The organism is Arthrobacter globiformis (assembly GCF_030818015.1).
GTDB lineage: Bacteria > Actinomycetota > Actinomycetes > Actinomycetales > Micrococcaceae > Arthrobacter > Arthrobacter globiformis_C.
Genome location: NZ_JAUSZX010000001.1, coordinates 3,258,781 through 3,278,191 on the forward strand (window position 1 = coordinate 3,258,781; position 19,411 = coordinate 3,278,191).

At 66.4% G+C, this 19,411-nt stretch carries 21 protein-coding genes and 1 riboswitch; of the genes, 2 read left to right on the forward strand and 19 right to left on the reverse strand.

The features are described 5' to 3' along the window. Positions 1 to 44: 44 nt before the first annotated feature. The 15 genes from dprA to QFZ23_RS15340 form a co-directional block, all read right to left on the reverse strand. Positions 45 to 1,229 (reverse strand): DNA-processing protein DprA, encoded by a 1,185-nt coding sequence (dprA, locus tag QFZ23_RS15270; RefSeq protein WP_306924164.1) that lies wholly within the window; start codon positions 1,227 to 1,229, stop codon positions 45 to 47. 11 nt (positions 1,230 to 1,240) lie between these two features. Next, positions 1,241 to 2,785, reverse strand: coding sequence for a YifB family Mg chelatase-like AAA ATPase (locus tag QFZ23_RS15275; protein WP_306924165.1), 1,545 nt, complete (start codon positions 2,783 to 2,785; stop codon positions 1,241 to 1,243). Further along, positions 2,785 to 3,141, reverse strand: a complete 357-nt coding sequence (locus tag QFZ23_RS15280) for a YraN family protein (RefSeq protein WP_306924167.1) — start codon at positions 3,139 to 3,141, stop codon at positions 2,785 to 2,787. The genes QFZ23_RS15275 and QFZ23_RS15280 overlap by 1 nt, the downstream gene beginning before the upstream one ends. 180 nt (positions 3,142 to 3,321) lie before the next feature. Next, positions 3,322 to 3,648 (reverse strand): DUF2469 domain-containing protein, encoded by a 327-nt coding sequence (locus tag QFZ23_RS15285; RefSeq protein ID WP_003806068.1) that lies wholly within the window; start codon positions 3,646 to 3,648, stop codon positions 3,322 to 3,324. Between the two features lie 53 nt (positions 3,649 to 3,701). After that, positions 3,702 to 4,373, reverse strand: a complete 672-nt coding sequence (locus tag QFZ23_RS15290; protein ID WP_306924169.1) for a ribonuclease HII — start codon at positions 4,371 to 4,373, stop codon at positions 3,702 to 3,704. A 2-nt stretch (positions 4,374 to 4,375) separates the two neighbouring features. After that, the gene (gene lepB / locus QFZ23_RS15295) at positions 4,376 to 5,206 is read right to left on the reverse strand and encodes a signal peptidase I (protein ID WP_306924171.1); all 831 of its coding nucleotides are present in this window, start codon (positions 5,204 to 5,206) and stop codon (positions 4,376 to 4,378) included. Then, the gene (lepB, locus tag QFZ23_RS15300; RefSeq protein ID WP_306924173.1) at positions 5,207 to 5,887 is read right to left on the reverse strand and encodes a signal peptidase I; all 681 of its coding nucleotides are present in this window, start codon (positions 5,885 to 5,887) and stop codon (positions 5,207 to 5,209) included. 87 nt (positions 5,888 to 5,974) lie between these two features. Beyond that, positions 5,975 to 6,334, reverse strand: coding sequence for a 50S ribosomal protein L19 (rplS, locus tag QFZ23_RS15305; protein WP_111905994.1), 360 nt, complete (start codon positions 6,332 to 6,334; stop codon positions 5,975 to 5,977). Positions 6,335 to 6,596: 262 nt separating this feature from the next. Next, positions 6,597 to 7,409, reverse strand: a complete 813-nt coding sequence (gene trmD, locus QFZ23_RS15310; protein WP_306924176.1) for a tRNA (guanosine(37)-N1)-methyltransferase TrmD — start codon at positions 7,407 to 7,409, stop codon at positions 6,597 to 6,599. Continuing rightward, the gene (gene rimM, locus QFZ23_RS15315; RefSeq protein WP_306924178.1) at positions 7,410 to 7,991 is read right to left on the reverse strand and encodes a ribosome maturation factor RimM; all 582 of its coding nucleotides are present in this window, start codon (positions 7,989 to 7,991) and stop codon (positions 7,410 to 7,412) included. It lies immediately after the preceding gene. Positions 7,992 to 8,133: 142 nt separating this feature from the next. Then, on the reverse strand, positions 8,134 to 8,376 hold the full coding sequence (locus QFZ23_RS15320; RefSeq protein ID WP_076802241.1) for an RNA-binding protein: 243 nt from the start codon (positions 8,374 to 8,376) through the stop codon (positions 8,134 to 8,136). A 1-nt stretch (position 8,377) separates the two neighbouring features. After that, positions 8,378 to 8,791 (reverse strand): 30S ribosomal protein S16, encoded by a 414-nt coding sequence (rpsP, locus tag QFZ23_RS15325; RefSeq protein ID WP_102972220.1) that lies wholly within the window; start codon positions 8,789 to 8,791, stop codon positions 8,378 to 8,380. A gap of 193 nt (positions 8,792 to 8,984) precedes the next feature. After that, a complete protein-coding gene (locus QFZ23_RS15330; RefSeq protein ID WP_306924182.1) occupies positions 8,985 to 9,419 on the reverse strand; it encodes a hypothetical protein in 435 nt (144 codons plus the stop codon). A 108-nt stretch (positions 9,420 to 9,527) separates the two neighbouring features. Then, entirely contained in the window at positions 9,528 to 10,403 is an 876-nt protein-coding gene (locus QFZ23_RS15335; RefSeq protein ID WP_306924184.1) for a VOC family protein, read from the reverse strand. A 78-nt stretch (positions 10,404 to 10,481) separates the two neighbouring features. Beyond that, positions 10,482 to 11,564, reverse strand: coding sequence for an amidohydrolase family protein (locus QFZ23_RS15340; RefSeq protein WP_306924187.1), 1,083 nt, complete (start codon positions 11,562 to 11,564; stop codon positions 10,482 to 10,484). 95 nt (positions 11,565 to 11,659) lie between these two features. Continuing rightward, positions 11,660 to 11,767: riboswitch (TPP riboswitch) on the forward strand. A 31-nt stretch (positions 11,768 to 11,798) separates the two neighbouring features. Here QFZ23_RS15340 and thiC point away from each other — a divergent pair. Beyond that, on the forward strand, positions 11,799 to 13,592 hold the full coding sequence (gene thiC, locus QFZ23_RS15345; RefSeq protein ID WP_306926877.1) for a phosphomethylpyrimidine synthase ThiC: 1,794 nt from the start codon (positions 11,799 to 11,801) through the stop codon (positions 13,590 to 13,592). A 115-nt stretch (positions 13,593 to 13,707) separates the two neighbouring features. Here thiC and QFZ23_RS15350 read toward each other — a convergent pair whose 3' ends face one another. Both QFZ23_RS15350 and ffh read right to left on the reverse strand, forming a co-directional pair. Beyond that, positions 13,708 to 14,442, reverse strand: coding sequence for an alpha/beta fold hydrolase (locus tag QFZ23_RS15350; RefSeq protein ID WP_306924189.1), 735 nt, complete (start codon positions 14,440 to 14,442; stop codon positions 13,708 to 13,710). Between the two features lie 56 nt (positions 14,443 to 14,498). Continuing rightward, complete coding sequence (gene ffh, locus QFZ23_RS15355; protein WP_306924191.1) at positions 14,499 to 16,079, reverse strand: signal recognition particle protein; 1,581 nt, start codon at positions 16,077 to 16,079, stop codon at positions 14,499 to 14,501. Between the two features lie 84 nt (positions 16,080 to 16,163). Here ffh and QFZ23_RS15360 point away from each other — a divergent pair, with 84 nt between their 5' ends. Continuing rightward, positions 16,164 to 17,552 carry a glucose-6-phosphate dehydrogenase gene (locus QFZ23_RS15360; RefSeq protein WP_306924193.1) on the forward strand — a complete coding sequence of 463 codons (1,389 nt, stop codon included), beginning with the start codon at positions 16,164 to 16,166 and terminating at the stop codon, positions 17,550 to 17,552. A gap of 69 nt (positions 17,553 to 17,621) precedes the next feature. Here QFZ23_RS15360 and QFZ23_RS15365 read toward each other — a convergent pair whose 3' ends face one another. Together QFZ23_RS15365 and QFZ23_RS15370 are read right to left on the reverse strand one after the other, a co-directional pair. Beyond that, positions 17,622 to 17,960, reverse strand: a complete 339-nt coding sequence (locus tag QFZ23_RS15365) for a P-II family nitrogen regulator (protein WP_003806050.1) — start codon at positions 17,958 to 17,960, stop codon at positions 17,622 to 17,624. Continuing rightward, positions 17,957 to 19,303: an ammonium transporter gene (locus QFZ23_RS15370; RefSeq protein WP_306924196.1), complete on the reverse strand. Its 1,347-nt coding sequence runs from the start codon at positions 19,301 to 19,303 to the stop codon at positions 17,957 to 17,959. Before QFZ23_RS15370 ends, QFZ23_RS15365 begins: the two co-directional genes overlap by 4 nt. Between the last annotated feature and the right edge of the window lie 108 nt (positions 19,304 to 19,411).

Below are 19,411 nucleotides of genomic sequence, written 5' to 3' on the forward strand. Positions count from 1 at the left end.
CCAGCATTTGGCACAGAATCAAGAAACGGCACGGATAATCAGACCTATGCTGATTGCTTGGTGCGCTTCCAGCCTCCCTTTTCGGAGACGGCCAGTCCCAGCAGTGCCAGCCTGCCAAGGCCCGCGCGCACAGAGTCGGCGCCCAGTCCGGCCACGCTGCAGAGTTTTTCGACGGAGCTGGCAGACCGCAGCGGGAGGGCGTCCAGCAGGATCAGGTCCTCAAGCGTGAGGCCGTCGTGATCGGCCGCCTGACCGCTCCTTTCGTCAGGCAAGGACTGGCCGCTGGGCGACGCAAGCTCGGTGATCTCCCCGGCATCAGTCACGCAGACGGCGCCTCCGTCGCGCAGGAGCCGGTGGCAGCCAGCCGAGTTGGCGCTGTGGACTGAGCCGGGAACGGCTCCCACCGCACGGCCCAGGGTTTCCGCGTGATGGGCGGTATTCAAGGCCCCGGACCGCCACCTTGCCTCCACCACAACAGTGACGGACGCGAGGGCGGCGATCAGTCGGTTCCGCTGGAGGAACCGGTAACGGGTGGGGGCAGATCCGGGTGGAACTTCGGCGAGCACGGCACCCTGGTTGGCAACGGCGCGGAGGAGATCCTCGTTCCCGGAGGGATAGAAGCGGTCCACGCCGCCGGCCATCACGGCGATGGTCGGCATTGCACCTGAGCCCCCTGCCAGGGCTGCCCGGTGCGCGTGGGCATCAATCCCGTACGCGCCGCCTGACACCACTGTGAATCCCCGCTGTGCCAGGGAGTAGGCAAGGTCACCGGTGACTGACGCGCCATAGCTGGTGCTGTCCCGCGAGCCCACCAGGGCTACCGCTTTGGCCGCTGGGGGAAGCTCCAGCTCAATGCCTCGCCACCAAAGGCTGATCGGCTGGTGCAGGCCAAGATCGTCCAGTTGGCGCGGCCAGAGCCCGTCCGCCGGGATGATCATCCGACCGCCCAGGCGCTGCATGGTGGCCAGGTCGCGCTCCGGTGCGAGGTCGGGAATTCTCGGTGCCCAGCGCTTCAGCGCGGCACCGAGGCCGGCCCAGGAGTTCACCGAACTGTGCTCTGCCAGCAACCCGGTGATGTCCTGTTCCAGCCCCGGCCCGTAGCTGACCTGGCCGGTGGCTATCCGCAACGCGTCCTCAGCCCCGGCCACGTGCACCAGGGCCAGGCCCGCGACGTCCTGTGGCTCCATCAGCCTGGACAGTGCGGCACGGGCAAGTCTGTCGTTCTGCATGTGGGTTCCTTTCACGCGGCTGGCGAAGCGGTCTGGCGGAGGCTCAGGGCCTGTCCGATGTCGTTCCCGTCCGGCTGCTCCCGGCCACCAAGGTCGGCCAGAGTCCAGGCGAGGCGGAGGACGCGGTCATAGCCCCTGGCCGTGAGTACGCCCCGTTCCAGTGCATGATCCAGGATCCGGGTGGTGGCGGCCGCCAGTTTCAGTTCGCCGCGCAGGATGCGACCGGGCACCTGGGAATTCGTTTCCATGCCCCAGGGCTGAAGCCGCTGCAGCTGGCGGCCCCGGGCAGCCAGGACGCGGGCACCAACCGTTGCGCTGTCCTCCGCTCCCCCGGACTGGCCTAAGTCGGCCAGCGACACGCGGTCCACCTGCAGCTGGATGTCCACACGGTCCAGGAGCGGCCCGGACATGCGCGACATGTAGCGGCGCCGCATGAAGGGGGTGCAGGTGCATTCAATGCCCTTCCCCGCGGCCTTGCCGCACGGACACGGATTGGCTGCCAGCACCAGCTGGAACCGCGCGGGGTAGGCCGCTGCTCCGGCCGAGCGGTGGATGACCAGCTCGCCGCTCTCAAGAGGCTGCCTGAGTGCATCCAGGACCCTGCGTTCGTATTCGGGCGCCTCGTCGAGGAACAAGATTCCGCGGTGCGCCCGCGATGCGGCCCCGGGACGCGGCAGCCCCGACCCGCCGCCGATGATCGCCGCGGCCGTGGCTGTGTGGTGGGGATTCTCGAAGGGCGGCCGCCGGACCAGCTGCACCCCGGCTGTGGGGAGCTGGCACAGGGAATGGATCGCCGTCACCTCCATCGCCTCCGTGTCGCGCAGATCAGGCAGAAGCCCGGGAAGCCGCTCGGCCAGCATGGTCTTGCCGGCGCCGGGCGGTCCGGTCAGCAGCAGGTGGTGGGCACCGGCGGCGGCTACCTCAAGGGCGCGGCGTGCCTCTGCCTGGCCGGACACGTCGCACATGTCCGGGAGGGGCGCGTCCACGGAGACAGGCCCTGTCCCGGCGGGTTCGTCCTCCGGCGTGAAGTCGAGGACAAGCTCCTGCGGGTCAGCGCCAAAATCGAACACCAGCCGTGCGAGGGTCCGGTAGCCGCGGACCCTGGCACCGGGGACGAGTTCGGCCTCTGCTGCATTCGCCTGGGCCACCACGATGTCCTGGAACCCGGCCTGCACCGCGGACATCACGGCCGGAAGTATGCCGCGGACAGGCCGGAGGCGTCCGTCCAGTCCCAGCTCGGCGATGAAGATGGTGCGCCCGGTGGGCCTGATGTCCTCCGCCGCACGCAGCACCGACATGGCGATGGCAAGGTCGAAGCCGGAACCGCGCTTGGGCAGGGACGCCGGAATCAGGTTGGCGGTGATCTTCCGCCGGCTCAGCGGAATACCGGAGTTCTGCGCCGCCGAGCGGATGCGGTCCCTGGCTTCGTTGAGGGAGGCGTCCGGGAGGCCCAGAAGCACAAAGGCCGGCAGTGTCTGGCCGATGTCGGCCTCGACCTCCACGATGTAGCCGTTGAGGCCGACGAGGGCCACCGAATAGGCTCTCCCCAGCGCCATCACAGCACCTCCCTGAGGTGCTCAACGGTGGGTTTGCCGACGCCGTTGTCCAGCACGGCAATGACGTCCACCCGGCGCAGCGGCAAGCGCAGTCCATGGTCTCGGCACCAGGCCGAACCGAGGCGGTGAAGCCGGGCGAGCTTGTCTGCGCCCACGGCCTCGAACGGGTGGCCGTAAGCGAGCGAACGCCGCGTTTTCACCTCGGCAGTGACGAGGGCGTCACCGTCGAGTGCGACGATGTCGATTTCGCCGTCCGGGCAGCGCCAGTTGCGCTCCACGATCAGCATCCCCAGCGATTCCAGGTACTCCGCCGCGAGCTCTTCCCCGCGCCGGCCCAGCAGATCCTTGGCTTTCATGTCCACCTCCGCAACAAGACTGCGGGGGCCTGGCTCACCCGGAATAGGGCGCTATTGGGCTATGTGGGAAAGTCCGTCGGGATACAGGGGAAAGGAGGCAGGGATCCCGGAGAAAGACCGGCTGTGGAGGAACGGTGACGCCCCGAGGAGTCGCTGGAGGAACGCGGGGAGGCAGTAACCTCAGTTGCCGAGGTCGACGTCCTTGGGCAGCGCGAGCTCCTCGTTGCGCGGCAGTTCCTCGACGTTGACGTCCTTGAACGTGATGACCCGGACGCTCTTCACAAACCGCGCTGAACGGTACACGTCCCAGACCCAGGCGTCCTGGAGCGTGAGATCGAAGTAGACCTCGCCGTCGGCGCTGCGCGCCTGCAGGTCCACGTGGTTGGCGAGATAGAAGCGCCGCTCGGTCTCGACCACATAGCTGAACAGACCCACAACGTCGCGGTACTCCCGGTAGAGCTGGAGCTCCATGTCGGTCTCATAGTTCTCAAGGTCTTCGGCACTCATGGTTCCATCTTGCACCATGCGGCGGGAACCCGCGCACCGCACGACGCACCGCACTACTCCGTCAGCAGGTTCCAGCTGACCCGGTGGTAGGGGCTTGGGCCGCGCGTGCGGATCGCTTCCCGGTGCGCTGCGGTGCCGTAGCCCTTGTTGACGTCCCAGCCGAAGTCCGGGTACTCGAGGTGGAGCTGCCGCATGTGCAGGTCCCGCTCGACCTTGGCAAGGACACTCGCGGCGGCGACGCTGAGGCACTGCATGTCGGCCTTGACCAGGGTGTGGACGGGCGCGTCACAGCCGGGGTCGGTGATGACTTCGTCGAACAGTGAAGGCTGGACGGCGGGCGAGAGCCAGTTGTGGCTGCCGTCCAGCAGGACGACGTCCGGCGTGATGCCAGCGCAGAGGATCTCAAACCAGGCCCTGTTTCCGGCGGCCCGGAGGGCGCCCATGATGCCGAGTTCGTCGATTTCGCGCGCGCTGGCATGTCCGACCGCGGAGGCGGCGCTCCACGCCCGCACCAGGGGATCGAGCCGTTCGCGGTCTGCTGCCTTAAGCAGCTTGCTGTCCCGGACATCTGCGAGCAGTTCCATGTTCTGCAGGTCCACGACGGCGATTCCCACGCTCACCGGCCCCGCGAGGGCGCCTCGGCCTACCTCGTCGACGCCGGCCAGGAACCGCGCCCCGCGGGGAAGGAAGCGCTTCTCGTAGTCAAGCGTGGGTGCAACAGACATGGCTAACCTGCCGACGGCACTTTCTTGAAGACATCGGAATAATTGTCCAGGGCCGCCCAGCGGTTCATGGGCCAGGCGATGACGGCTGCCTTGCCTTCGATGTCGGCGATGTCCACGAAGCCGCCGTTGGTGTCGGTGTGGGCACGGGAGTCCGCCGAGTGGTTGCGGTTGTCACCCATCACCCACACCTTGCCCTGGGGCACGACGACGTCGAAGGTGCGCACTGCCGGAACTTCGGCAGGATTGACGTATGTCTCGTCCAGCGCTGCGCCGTTGACGGCGATCTTGCCTCCGGCGTCACAGCAGACGACGTGGTCCCCGGGGAGGCCGATGACCCGCTTGACCAAATGCTGCTCGGAATTGTCCGGCAGCAGGCCCACGAAGGTCAGCCCGTCCTCCACGACGCTGAACGGCCCGTCGGCCTTTTGCGGTGTAGGCGGCAGCCAGCCCTTGGTGTCCTTGAAGACCACCACGTCGCCGCGCTCCAGGGCGAACGGCTCCGGCACTAGGAGGTTCACGAAGATGCGGTCGTTGATGTCCAGAGTGTTCACCATCGACTCGGACGGAATGTAGAAGGCCCGGAACAGGAAGGTTTTGATGAGGAAGGACAGCACGACGGCGATCACCACCACCGTGGCGATTTCCTTCAGCCACAGCAGGAAGGGATTGCGGGCACGGGCCTGTTCCTGGCGGCGCGGGCCGGCAGGAGTAGGTGACCCGGGTCCGGAACCGCCGGAGGCAGACACCTCCGAAACGGGCTCCTGGGCGGCGTGCCGTCCCGGCCTCGCAGCAGCCTGCCGCGGTTCGGAGCTCCCGGGATCGATTTCCGGCATCTACTGTCCATCCTTTGTTGTTGTAATGGCCGCCGACGGTGGCCGCGCCACTGACGCAAATCTATCAAGCGGCCAGAGAATCTGTACCGGCCTGCCGATCACCCTGTCCGACCGCACCATACCGCCGCCCGGTGCACCCAACAGGCTGCGGGAGTCCGCGGACACCGAGCGGTGGTCCCCGAGCAACCACAGCCGGCCCTCAGGAACAGTCACGTCGAACTTCTGGGTGCTCGCTGCATCACCGTCATACAGGTAGGGTTCCACGAGCGGCTGACCGTTGACTGTGAGGCGTTTGCCGGCGTCGCAGCAGACCACGTGGTCGCCGGGGAGCCCGATGACCCGCTTTACATATGTAGTATCACTGCCGGTCAGTCCCAGCCAATGGCCTGCCGCGGCCGCCGCTTCCTGCAGCGGACCTTCCCCGCTGTTCAGCGGTGCGAATGAACCCCGGCCGTCGAACACGACGACGTCGCCGCGGCGGATCGGCTCCGACTGGAAGTCGGTGCGGGACACCAAGATCCTGTCACCCGTGCCGAACAGCGGCTCCATCGAGGCAGAAGGAATGTAATAGACGTCCAGCCACAGGGAGCGGATCAGCCCGCTGACCAGGACGGCAGCCAGCACCGCCAGCAACGCAAAACGCCAGCCCGGTTTCCCTGGCTGGCGTTTTGTCTGGTCCATGATCCGTATCCTGTGGCGCGCTGTTGCGGATGGCTCCGGCGCTGGCCGGACACGGGTTGGGGACCCGCCGTGAAAGTCCGTCGGGACTTACTTGGCGGTGCTGAAGTCGCGCTTTTCCTTGATCTTCGCAGCCTTACCGCGCAGTGCACGCATGTAGTAAAGCTTGGCGCGGCGGACGTCACCCTTGGTGACGACCTCGATCTTTTCGATGATCGGGGAGTGCACCGGGAAGGTACGCTCAACGCCGACACCGAAGGAAACCTTGCGGACGGTGAAGGTCTCGCGAATGCCGTCGCCCTGGCGGCCCAGGACGAAGCCCTGGAATACCTGGACACGGGAGTTCTTGCCTTCGATGATGTTCACGTGAACCTTGAGGGTGTCACCCGCGCGGAACTCGGGAACGTCAGTGCGCAGCGAGGCTGCATCTACGGAATCGAGGATATGCATTGATCCACTCCTGGTGGACGCCACAGGTCATCCACTTTGGGTCACGGCAGCCAAGCCCGGATATTTCCGGGAATCGCTGCCGAAGTGTTGAGGTCCGGTCCCGCCACCCTTTGGCGGTACCGGGGTGCCTTGCTGTTGGTTACGCTCCCCCTGTGGCAGGCGCGGACCCAGCAGACACAAGGATTAATTATGCCCCATATGGCACGAATTGGTAAATTATGGAACCCTTTGCGCCATATGGATCATGCGACACTCCTGAGGCTCAGGCGTCTGGCCCGCTTTCATGGTCCGGCCGCCGCCTGAGGTGACCGTCGACGACGTCGTACCCCAGGTCCGAGAGGGCGGTGCGGTCTGCGCGGGGCAGGGTCCCGGCGTCGAACGTCCGAAGCAGGTCAGGACGGCGTTCCGCCGTCCTGCGGTACTGTTCGTGCCGGCGCCATTGCGCGATCTTGCCGTGGTTGCCGCTGAGCAGGACCGCCGGAACCTCCCGGTCGCGCCAGACCGACGGCTTGGTGTAGACGGGGTACTCGAGCAGGCCGTCCGAATGCGACTCCTCCACGAGCGACTCGGGGTTTCCCACCACTCCGGGGAGCAGCCGGCCGATGGCTTCCACCATGGCCAGGACGGCCACTTCCCCGCCGTTGAGGACGTAGTCGCCGAGGCTGACCGGACGGACGGTGAAGTGTTCCTCGGCCCATTCGATGACGCGCTCGTCAATGCCCTCGTACCGCCCGCAGGCGAACACTAGTTGCTCTGCCTCGGCAAGCTCGTAGGCCAGCGCCTGGTTGAAGCGCTCCCCCGCCGGAGACGGGACGATCAGCACGGGCTTGGTAGCACCGGCCGGCCGGGCAGCCGCCACGGACTCTAGGGCCTGCGCCCACGGCTCGGCCTTCATGACCATGCCGGCGCCGCCGCCGTAAGGCGTGTCGTCCACGGTGCGGTGGCGGTCGGTGGTGAAGGTGCGGAGATCGTGCACGTTTAGGTCCAGCAACCCGTCCTGGCGGGCCTTGCCGATGAGCGACAGCTCCAGCGGTGCCAGGTACTCGGGAAAAATACTGACGACGTCGATTCTCATCTAGGCTTTGGCCTCCGGCTCAGTCTCATCCTCGGCGGAGTCCGAGCCCCTGGTCTCCGGGTCCTCCGGGCCCTCCTCGTTGATCTCGAACAGGCCAGCCGGCGGAGTGAGCAGGATGTAGCCCTCCTCGATGTTCACCTCGGGGACGATCTGCTCCACGAACGGGATGAGGATTTCCTTGCCGTCCGGCGTTTCGACGACGAGCAGGTCCTGGACGGGCATGGTGTTCAGGGCGGTGACCTTGCCTACGGCCTGGGAAGCGACGCGGGCCTCGAGGCCGACGAGCTCGTGTTCATACCAGCCCTCGTCGTCATCCTCGTCGAGTTCTTCGGTTTCGATGAACAGCTTGGCGCCGCGCAGGGTCTCGGCACGGTTCCGGTCGGCCACCCCCTCGAAACCGAGCAGGAGGATGTCCTTGTTCCAGCGGGCGCTGCGCACGGTGAGCGGCCCGGCGGAGGCGGGGTCCACCACAAACTCGGTGCCGGGAACGAACCGGTCCTCCGGCGCGTCGGTGAGCACCTGGACGGTCACCTCGCCGCGGATTCCGTGGGGCTTGCCGATACGGGCCACCTGAAGCTGCATGTGTTCCTCTGTTTGGACTGCGTGTTGATGCGTGGTTAAGACTTTGCGGACGTCCTGACTAGTGTCAGGGCCCAAAGCAGTCCGGCCCCTCCACCGTTAGCTGGTGGAGGGGCCGGACTGTAAGGCAAGTGCTGCAGGCGCGTTACCGGCGGCGGTCGGTGTCGACGACGTCGACCCTGACCTGCTCGCCATCTGCCAGCGCCGCTACGACCGTGCGCAATGCACGCGCGGTGCGGCCCTGGCGTCCGATTACCCGTCCGAGGTCTTCCTGGTGAACGCGCACCTCGAGGGTATCCCCGCGGCGGTTGTTCTTGGCACTGACCTTGACATCCTCAGGGGAGTCGACAATGCCGCGGACAAGGTGTTCGAGCGCTTCTGCCAGCAATTTACTCAGCCTCGGTGGTCTCTGCTTCAGCCTCGGCGGGGGCTTCCGATGCCTTGGCCTTCTTGGTGATGGCTTCCGGGATGATCACGGAACCCTTCTCCGGAGCAACGAATGCTTCCTTGTCGGCCTTGGTCTTCAGGGTGCCTTCCTGGCCCGGCAGACCCTTGAACTTCTGCCAGTCACCGGTGATCTTCAGGATCGCGGCGACCTGCTCCGACGGCTGCGCGCCGACGGACAGCCAGTACTGTGCACGCTCGGAGTTGACCTCGATGTATGAGGGCTCCTCGGTGGGGTGGTACTTGCCGATCTCTTCGATGGCACGGCCATCACGCTTGGTGCGCGAATCGGCGACGACGATGCGGTAGTACGGTGCGCGCATCTTACCGAAGCGCTTAAGGCGAATCTTTACGGCCACTTTTGTGGTCACTCCTGTTTCTGAAACGGGGTTGAACCCGCGTTCTGCACCCGTGGGGCGGGCCGTACTTGGGGGTTCGAAAAGGACAGGATCCAGACGCGGAGAGAGGGGCCACGCAGATCGAGTACCTGTCTATTGTGCCAGATCGTCCGCGTTATTTCGACTTGACATGCGGACGGAGGCTTATGGCGCGCTAGGAAGACCAGACGTAGAGACCGGTCCTGCTGCCTTCGTCCACGGTGCCGGCGAGCTCTGCCAGCTGCTGGACGTAGTTCCTGGCTTCCCCGGCACCAAAGGGCATGTCATCCTCGGCGGCCCAGCGCTCGGCCACCTCGTCCAAAACGTTGCCCTCACCCTCGGATTCGTAGGTGAGCAGCTCGGCCAGCGCCCGGACCATCGCCGCCGGCACGCCCAGAAGTGAATCGCTTGCCACGTCCACCATGGCCAGCTCGTAATCCGCGCCCGCGGCGTGCACCGCGGCACCGGCGAGGTCGCCGAGCTGTTCGATCTCAAAATCACTGATGCCGGCAATCCGGATGCCGTCGCCGGCAGCGGCGCCGCCTTCCAGCGCCTCGGCACGCTTGAGGGCGTCCTTGTGGGTGGCGACAAACACTTCGGTAAAGCCCATGGATTCGTTCTCATTCCGTCGGCGGTGCATGCCCCGGTAGCGGCGGTGCCGGGGCCCTTCGAATGTCAGCCTAACCCAACCGGGCCCCGCCGGGCTTAGCGCACTGGCTTATCGAACGGCGACGCGGAGGCGGTTGCGCCACGGATCCTCGAACCGGAGCTCGGCGCCGGTGTGGTGCGATTCGACTCCGGCGACCCTGAGGCGGTCGGCGAGGGCGCCGACGTCGTCCCCCGAGGGGACCTCGATGAGGACCTCGCCGAGGCCCAGCGTGTCCTGGCGAGGGCCGGCGCCCCGGCTGTTCCAGACATTCATGGCCATGTGGTGGTGGTAGCCGCCGGCGGACACAAAGAGGGCCTGGCCGTGCCAGCCTGCCGTCTTTTCGAATCCCAGGGTGCCGACGTAGAAGTCATGGGCGGACTGGACGTCGCCCACCTGCAGGTGGACGTGCCCCACCCCTGCATCGGTGCCGCGCTGGCCTTCCACGGACTCCTGCGTGAGGTGGTCCTGGAGGTACTTCTGCGGCGGCAGCGCCAGGCTGTCCATGACCACGTTCTTGCCGTCCCATGACCAGGCCTCGCGTGGACGGTCCCAGTAGAGTTCGATCCCGTTGCCTTCCGGATCGGTGAAATAGAACGCCTCGCTCACCAGATGGTCGGCGCTGCCCACGAAGGACTGCGGCTCATACTGGGCCGCGCTGGCAATGGTGGCGGCCAGCGAGGACTGGTCCCCGAACAAGAGCGCCGTGTGGAAGAGGCCGGCCTCGCCCCGGCCGGGAATGTTGAGGCCCGGAGCGGGGGCGAGGTGCACCAGCGGCGTCTTGAGCCGGCCGAGGTAGAGTCCGCCATCCTGCTCGGCGACGACGTCGAGGCCAAGGGCGCGCTGGTAGTAATCGGTCATGAGCTTCATGTCGCCCACCTTGAGCATGACGGTGCCCATGGTGAGGTCGGCAGGAAGCAAGTCCTGGCTGCTGTCTGCTGCTGCCATTGAATACTCCCGAATGTCCGGACCACCGGATTTCGGCGGCCTCTACATCTCTAAATTACTTGAAGCTTCAATTTATTCCTAATGCACGATCTGTCCCCGTAGCACCACATTCGTGAGGCTGCGGATGGTCTCCGGCACGGCGCGAGGGTCCTCCCGGCAGACCACCACGTCGGCGGCCGCCCCTTCGGCCAGGCCATCGGCCCCCAGCCAGCGGCGCGCACGCCAGCAGGCCGCGTCCAACGCCGCCGGTGCCGGAATCCCGGCGGCGTGAAGTTCGAGGATTTCTTCCGCGATGCGGCCATGGCGGATCACGCTGCCGGCATCCGTTCCCGCGTAAATTTCGACGCCGGCCTCGTAGGCCTCCAGGACACGCTCACGGCGGCGTGCCCACAGTGCGCGCATGTGCTCCGCATACCGCGGAAACTTCGGCTCGGCGTGGGCGGCGATGTCCGGGAAGGTGGCAATGTTGATGAGTGTCGGTACGATCGGCACCTGCTGCTCGACGAATCGCGGAATGTGCCGGGGCAGCAGGCCGGTGGCGTGCTCGATGCAGTCAATGCCGGCGTCCAGCATGTCATCCAGGGTGTCCTCGCCAAAGCAGTGCGCCGTGACCCTGGCCCCCTCGTCGTGGGCGGCCCGGACGGCATCCCGCACGGCCGCGGGTGGGAACGACGCTGCGAGGTCGCCGGCGGTCCGGTCGATCCAGTCCCCCACCAGCTTGACCCAGCCGTCCCCTTCCCGCGCCTGCTTGCGCACCGCCTCCACGAGGCCCTCCGGTTCGACTTCCACCGCGAAGTTCCTCAGGTACCGACGGGACCGGGCCACATGCCTGCCCGCCCTGATGATTCGTGGGGTGTCGGTCCGCTGCTGCAGCCACCGGGTGTCGCTGGCGGCCCCGGCGTCCCGGACAAGGAGCGTGCCGGAGTTGCGGTCCGTCATGGCCTGGTCGTACGCCACGTCGTCGTCCACAGGACCGCCCGGGCCCAGCCCGATGTGGCAGTGGGCATCCGCGAAACCGGGCAGGACCCAGCCGTCCAGGACGGCGTCCGGCCGTTGGCCCGGAGAGTTGAACGTCAGCGTCCCGTCCACGGCCCAGAGCCCCCGGCATTCCTCATCCGCAGCAGTCAGCACAGGTCCGCTGAATTCGATGATGTGCGCCATGGTTCCAGCCTAATCGGCTCCCGCAACCGGGATCCGGCCTTTCCAGCTGGGTCTTCACAGATGGACGGGCCCAATCTAGGGTGTGGTAGCTTCGTCTACGACCACACGGGTGCCCCTGCAGGGGCTGAGATCAGGCTGGTGCAGCCTGCGACCGTTGAACCTGTCCGGGTAATGCCGGCGAAGGAAGTGAGCAGTAAATTGAGCACCCAGAAATCACAACTGACCCCTGCCCAAATGGATGCAGCCCAAAGTGAAGCCGCCGGTGATGCTGCCGGCCGTCTCACGCAGTCGCTGAAATCCCATTCACTGGCCTATCTGGAGGGGGACGGCCTGCGGGTTCCGGTAACGGAAATCGCCTTGGAGCCATCACCGAACGGCGAGCAGAACGCTCCGCTGCGGGTTTACCGCACGGCGGGTCCGGGCAGCGACCCGGTGGTGGGCCTCGCGCCGTTCCGTTCGGAATGGATTGCGGCACGGGCAGACACGGAGACGTACGACGGACGTGAACGGAACCTGCTCGACGACGGCAAGTCAGCCGTGCGCCGCGGCGCCGCTTCCGCCGAATGGAAGGGCGCCAGGCCGGTGCCCCGCCGTGCGGCGGAAGGCAAGACCGTGACGCAGATGCACTATGCCCGGCAGGGCACCATCACGCCCGAAATGCGTTTCGTGGCCCTCCGCGAAAACTGCGATGTGGAACTGGTCCGCAGCGAACTCGCCGCGGGACGGGCCATCATCCCCTCCAACATCAACCACCCGGAATCCGAACCGATGATCATCGGCAAGGCGTTCCTGGTGAAGATCAACGCCAACATCGGCAACTCGGCCGTCACCAGCTCCATTGCGGAGGAGGTGGACAAGCTCCAGTGGGCCACCCAGTGGGGCGCAGACACGGTCATGGACCTGTCCACGGGCGACGACATCCACACCACCCGTGAGTGGCTCATCCGCAACTCCCCCGTGCCGATCGGCACGGTGCCGATCTACCAGGCCCTGGAAAAAGTCAACGGTGAAGCGAACGCCCTCACCTGGGAAATCTTCCGCGACACCGTCATCGAACAGTGCGAACAGGGTGTGGACTACATGACCATCCACGCCGGCGTGCTGCTGCGGTACGTGCCGCTCACGGCGAACCGCGTGACCGGCATTGTTTCCCGCGGCGGCTCGATCATGGCCGGCTGGTGCCTTGCCCACCACCAGGAAAACTTCCTGTACACCCACTTTGACGAGCTGTGCGAGATCTTCGCCAAGTACGACGTCGCCTTCTCACTGGGCGACGGCCTCCGGCCGGGCGCGACGGCGGACGCCAACGACGCCGCGCAGTTCGCCGAACTGGACACCCTGGCTGAGCTGACCCAGCGGGCCTGGGAGTACGACGTGCAGGTCATGGTGGAAGGGCCGGGGCACATACCGTTCCACCTGGTGCGGGAGAACGTTGAGCGCCAGCAGGAGCTTTGCAAGGGTGCGCCCTTCTACACGCTGGGCCCGCTGGTCACGGACGTGGCCCCCGGCTACGACCACATCACCTCGGCCATCGGCGCCACCGAGATCGCCCGCTACGGCACGGCCATGCTGTGCTATGTCACGCCCAAGGAACACCTAGGCCTGCCGAACAAGGACGATGTGAAGACCGGCGTCATCACGTACAAGATCGCCGCCCACGCGGCCGACCTTGCCAAGGGGCACCCCGGCGCGAACGAGCGGGACGATGCACTGTCCAAGGCCCGGTTCGAGTTCCGGTGGCGCGACCAGTTCGCCCTGTCGCTGGACCCGGTGACGGCCGAGTCCTTCCACGACGAGACCCTGCCGGCGGAACCTGCCAAGACGGCGCATTTTTGTTCGATGTGCGGGCCCAAGTTCTGCTCCATGAGGATCAGCCAGGACATCCGGAACGAGTATGGCTCCGCCGAGGCGCAGGCCGCCCTCGCCGAGATGGCGGAGGGCATGCGGGAGAAGAGCCAGGAATTCCTCGCTGCGGGCGGAAAGGTGTACCTGCCCGAGCTGCGGCTTCCGGAGTCAGCCCCCAACTGACGGCTCTTTGGAGTCCCGTCCGGCTGGCATTGGGGGCCGGCCGGGCGGGGTCCCCGAACGTCCGTCAGGAGGCCGCGTCCGTGAGGACGCCGCGTCCGTCGGGAGGCCGCGTCCGTCAGGAGGCCCTGGGCTGCTGCCGCCGGCTGACCTCGGCGATGAACGCCCTGATGTAGCGGTCGCCTTCCGGCGAGTCGTGGGGCCGGTGCCCACCCGCAGCAATGCGGTGCAGGGCGCCAGTCTCCCGCAGGTAGCCGGCGATTTCCTCGTAGAGCGGCTCCCAGCCACCGGTGAGGACCAGGGTGGGAACACCCGGCACAATCTGCAGCGGCGCCTGCCACGGTGCTGCCTGCAGGCGCAGCCGGCGCGCAGCCCGCTTCGCCTCGGGGGTACTGGGCTCCGGTGTGTCCGCGGCGAAGGCGCGGCGCAAAAACTCACGTTCGTAGTCGTCGTCGCCGAGCTGGTGCCTGACCTCGAACAGCGGCTCCATCAGGGCGCGGTGCGCGGCGGTGGCAGGCAAGTCGGCGGTGAGCGACAGGCAGGCCGGTTCCACGAGCGTCAGCGAGAACACCAGGTCCGGGCGTTCGACGGCGGCCATCATCGCGGCGATGGCGCCCTGCGAATGCGCCACAACGTGGCCCCCGGCTGCCCCGCGCCCGTCGTCGGCCAGGGACCGCAGCACAATGCGGGCGTCCTCGGCGAAGTCGGTCTCCAGCGGTTCGGCCTCTGCATCAAAGCCGTGGCGCCGAAGAAACAGGGCGTCGTACTGCAGGGCCATGCCGTGCTGGCGCGGCCACGCCGCGGAGCCGAAGTTACCGGCACCGTGGACGAACACTACCCGCTGCTTATACATGACCCAACCTTATGGCAGCGGTCTGACATCGGCGCCGGCCGACATCACCGTGCGCCCTATTTGCCGCCCATGAACTTGTCGAAGCCCTTGGGCAGGTTCAGCTGGGACGGATCGAAGTCGCCCGACTGCTGGCCGAAGGCTGCTCCGGTGGGCACCGCCTTGGATGCCCCGGCCCGCCTGGCCTCCGCTTCGCGAAGCTCCTGCGCCGCCTTGGCAGGGTTGCCGGAACGGGCCTTCTTCTTGGGCGCGTTCTTGCCGCCCTTCCGGGCACCGCCGGCCCCCATGCCGGGCATGCCGGGCATTCCCGGCATGCCGCCGCCCTGGGCCATCTTCTTCATCATCTTCTGGGCCTGGGCGAAGCGTTCTAGCAGCCCGTTGACCTCGGACACGTGCACGCCCGAGCCGCGGGCGATGCGGGCCCGGCGGGAGCCGTTGATGATCTTGGGTGCCACACGCTCGTGCGGGGTCATCGAGCGGACAATGGCCTCCACCCGGTCGATCTCGCGCTCGTCGAACTGCTCCAACTGCTGCCGGATGTTCTGCGCACCGGGCATCATCATGAGCATCTTCTTCATGGAGCCCATTTTGCGGATCTGCTGCATCTGCGCGAGGAAGTCATCCAGCGTGAAGTCCTCCTGGTCGGCGAACTTCTTCGCCATCCGGGCGGCTTCGTCCTTGTCCCAGGACTTTTCAGCCTGCTCAATGAGGGACAGGACGTCACCCATGTCCAGGATGCGCGAGGCCATCCGGTCCGGGTGGAACAGTTCGAAGTCGTCCAGGCTTTCACCGGTCGAGGCGAACATCACGGGTTTGCCGGTGACCGACGAAACGGACAGCGCGGCACCGCCGCGCGCGTCGCCGTCGAGCTTTGACAGCACGATGCCGGTGAAGTTCACGCCTTCGTCGAAAGCGGTCGCCGTGTTGACGGCGTCCTGGCCAATCATCGAGTCGATCACGAAGAGGACTTCGTTGGGGACAATGGCCCGGCGGATCTGGCGCGCCTGCTCCATCATGTCGGCGTCAACGCCGAGGCGGCCGGCGGTGTCCACGATGACGACGTCGTGCAGCTTCTGGCGCGCTTCCTCGACGCCGGAGCGTGCGACGGCGACGGGGTCGCCGGCCGGGTGGGCCAGTTCGGAGGTGGCGCCCGGGTGCGGCGCGAAGACGGGAACGCCCGCGCGCTGGCCCACAACCTGCAACTGCGTCACGGCATTGGGGCGCTGGAGGTCACAGGCGACAAGGATGGGGCTATGGCCCTGCGCCTTCATCCACTTGGCGAGCTTTCCGGCCAAGGTGGTCTTGCCGGCGCCCTGGAGGCCGGCGAGCATGATGACGGTGGGGCCGGTCTTGGCCATCCGGATGCGCCGCGTCTCGCCGCCGAGGATCTCTACAAGCTCCTCGTTGACGATCTTCACGATCTGCTGGCTGGGGTTCAGTGCCCCGGAGACCTCGGAGCCAAGGGCGCGCTCACGGACCTGCCCGGTGAATTCCCGGACCACGGGCACGGCAACATCCGCATCCAGCAGGGCGCGCCGGATCTCGCGGACTGTGGCGTCGACATCTGCCTCGGTGAGGCGGCCTTTGCCGCGGAGGTTCTTGAAGGTTGCTGTCAACCGGTCAGAGAGTGAATTGAACACGCGCCGTGTACTTCTTTCAGTGGATGTACGGGACTCGACTATCTAGGGTATCAAGACACGCCTTGAAGGTGGCATGCTGGCAGGGTGACGAGCCAAGTGACTGTAAAAACCCTGCTCATCCTCGGTGCCTCCGGCGATCTCACCGGCCGGCTTCTTCTCCCCGGCCTGGCCAGGCTGGTGGCCACCGGCCGCGCCGCCGGCTTGAAGCTCGTGGGGGCCGGTTCGGATCCGTGGTCACGGGAACAGTGGCAGGAACGCGTGCATGCCGCCTTTGACGCTGCCGGCGAAACAGCTGGCGACGCCGGCAAGGACGCGCTGGCGGCCATGGCAAAGTCCACGGAATACCATCAGGCCGACGTCACCGCGGACGGCCCGCTCGGGCAACTCCTGGCCGAACTCGAGGGCCCGGTTGCCGTCTACTTCGCCCTGCCGCCGCAGGTCAGCCAGAAGGCCTGCGAAATCCTGCGCCCGGAGCAGGTCCCCGCCGGGACACGCCTGGTCATGGAGAAGCCCTTCGGCTCCGGCGAGGAGTCCGCCCGTGAACTCAACCGGACCCTCCTGACCCTGGTCCCGGAGGACCACATCCACCGGGTGGACCACTTCCTGGGCAAGGCCACCGTCCTGAACATCCTCGGCCTGCGGTTTGCCAACAATTTCCTGGAGCCGGTCTGGAGCCGCGACCACATCGCCAAGGTGGAAATCATCTTCGACGAGGACCTGGCGCTGGAGGGCCGGGCGCGCTACTACGACGGCGCGGGCGCACTGCGCGACATGATCCAGAGCCACCTGCTGCAGATCATGGCGTTGCTGGCCGTTGAGCCGCCGGCCACCATCGGCGAGCGCGACCTCCGCGACGCCATTGCCGCCGTAATCAGGGCCAGCAGCATCAAGCCGCCCTACACGGACAGCACCCGGCGGGCGCGCTACCTGGCGGGAAGCCTCGGCGGCAAGGACATCCCCGATTACACCGCGGAGGAGGGCGTGGACCCGGACCGGAACACCGAGACCCTGGCCGAGGTGCACGTGAACATCGACAACTGGCGCTGGAAGGGCGTGCCGTTCATCCTGCGCTCCGGCAAGGCCTTGGGCGACAAGCGCAAGGAGGCCGTGGTCACCTTCCGCCCGGTTCCGCACCTCCCCGCCGGCTTCACGGGAAGGGACACCCCCAACACGCTCCGCATTGGCTTCGGCCCGGACACGCTGGAGCTCGACGTCGACGTGAACGGCCCCGGAGACATCTTCAGCCTGGACCGCGCCGCGCTCGTGGCCGAACTCAACGCCTCCGAACTGCTCCCCTATGGCGAAGTCCTGGAAGGCGTCCTGACTGGTGACCCCCTGTTGTCCGTCAGGGGCGACACCGCGGAGGAGTGCTGGCGGATCGTCGAGCCGGTGCTGGCCGCTTGGGCAGCAGGCAATGTCCCGCTGGAGGAATACCGGGCTGGCTCCGACGGGCCCGCACCCACAGAGGCTTAACGCGCGCAGGGAGGGCCGGTCACCGTTTTGGTGACCGGCCCTCCCGCTGCGTTGGGCTGTTGGCTGGTGCTAGATGGCGGCTACGCCGCGTTCACCCGTCCGCACCCGCACTGCTTCGAAGACATCGACCGTCCAGACCTTGCCGTCGCCGGCGCGGCCCGTGTTGGAGCTGGCGATGATGACATCCAGGATGTCATCAGCCTGTTCGTCCGTGGCCAGCACCTCAACGCGGATCTTGGGCAGCAGGTCCACGTTGTACTCGGCGCCGCGGTAGACCTCGGTGTAGCCGCGCTGCCGGCCGTAGCCGCTGGCCGCACTGACCGTCAGGCCCTGGACCCCGTAGGCCTCCAGGCCTTCGCGGATCGATTCGAGCTTCTCCGGACGAACGATTGCTGTGATCAGTTTCATGCCCCCACGCTTTCCTTACCTGCTGCTGCTTCTGTCTTCTTATCGTCCGTCTTTTTGCCGTCGCTTGCACTACCGGTAATCAGTTCGTGCAGGGGCTGGAAGCTGCCGCCGTGGCCGCCGACACCGAACTCGTACGCGGTTTCGGCGTGCAGGCTGAGGTCCACGCCTACGATTTCCTGTTCCTGGGAGACCCGGAAGCCCATGAACTTGTGGATGGGGTAGGCGATGATGAAGGTCATCACCGAGGTGAACACGATGGACAGGGCTGCTGCCAATAGCTGGGCGACGAGCTGGGTGGTACCGCCGCCGTAGAAGAGTCCTGCCTGGCCCTGGGTCGGGGTTGCGAGGAAGCCGATCGCCACAGTGCCGACGACGCCGGAGACAAGGTGAACGCCGACGACGTCCAGCGAGTCGTCATAGCCGAGCTTGAACTTCAGTCCGACGGCCAGGGCAGAGGCGACGCCGGCCACCACGCCGAGGCCGATGGCCCCGAGCGGCGAGACGTTCGCGCAGGCGGGGGTGATGGCCACCAGACCGGCCACGACGCCGGATGCTGCACCAAGGGAAGTGGGGTGTCCGTCGCGGTACCGCTCGACAGCGAGCCAGCCAAGCATTGCGGCTGCAGGGGCCGCAAGGGTGTTGATCCAGATGAGGCCGGCCTGTTCAACAGTCGCGGCTGCACCGGCGTTGAAGCCGAACCAGCCGAACCAGAGGATGGCTGCGCCCAGCATGACGAACGGGATGTTGTGCGGGCGGTGGTTGGGGTCCTTGCCGAAGCCTTTGCGGTTGCCGATGATCAGGACAAGGATGAGGCCGGCCACACCGGCATTGATGTGGACAACTGTGCCGCCGGCGAAGTCAATGACCGGAGCGAAAGTCTGGCCGAACCAGCCATCCTTGGAGAAGAGTCCCCCGCCCCAGACCATGTAGGCCAGGGGGGCGTAAACCAGCGTGGCCCAGATTGGCGTGAAGATGGTCCAGGCCGAGAATTTGGCGCGGTCAGCGACGGCTCCGGAGATCAGCGCCACGGTGATGATGGCGAACGTGGCAGCGTAGCCGACTTTGAGCAGGTCCGCCGGATCAGTGAAGTTGTGCAAGCCGAAGTGGCTGAAGGGGTTCGCGAAGATCTGGAAGAAGTTGTCTGTGTTGCTCGTAGCCATCGAAGCGCCCCACAGGACCCACATGATACCTACGGTGCCGATGGCGACGAAGCTCATCATCATCATGTTCAGGGCGGCTTTCGCACGGGTCATGCCGCCGTAGAAGAATGCCAGGCCCGGGGTCATGAACAGCACGAGCGCTGAAGCGACCAGGAGCCAAACGAGACCTGCGGTGAGTTCCATGGTCTGCGTCCTCTCTTACTTTTTTGTGCGGTATGCCCGCCTGTCCCAACGCCTTTTGCGTTCTGGTTCAAGTTTTGCCGCGGTGTGTTTCGCTGGCGGAGGATTTAG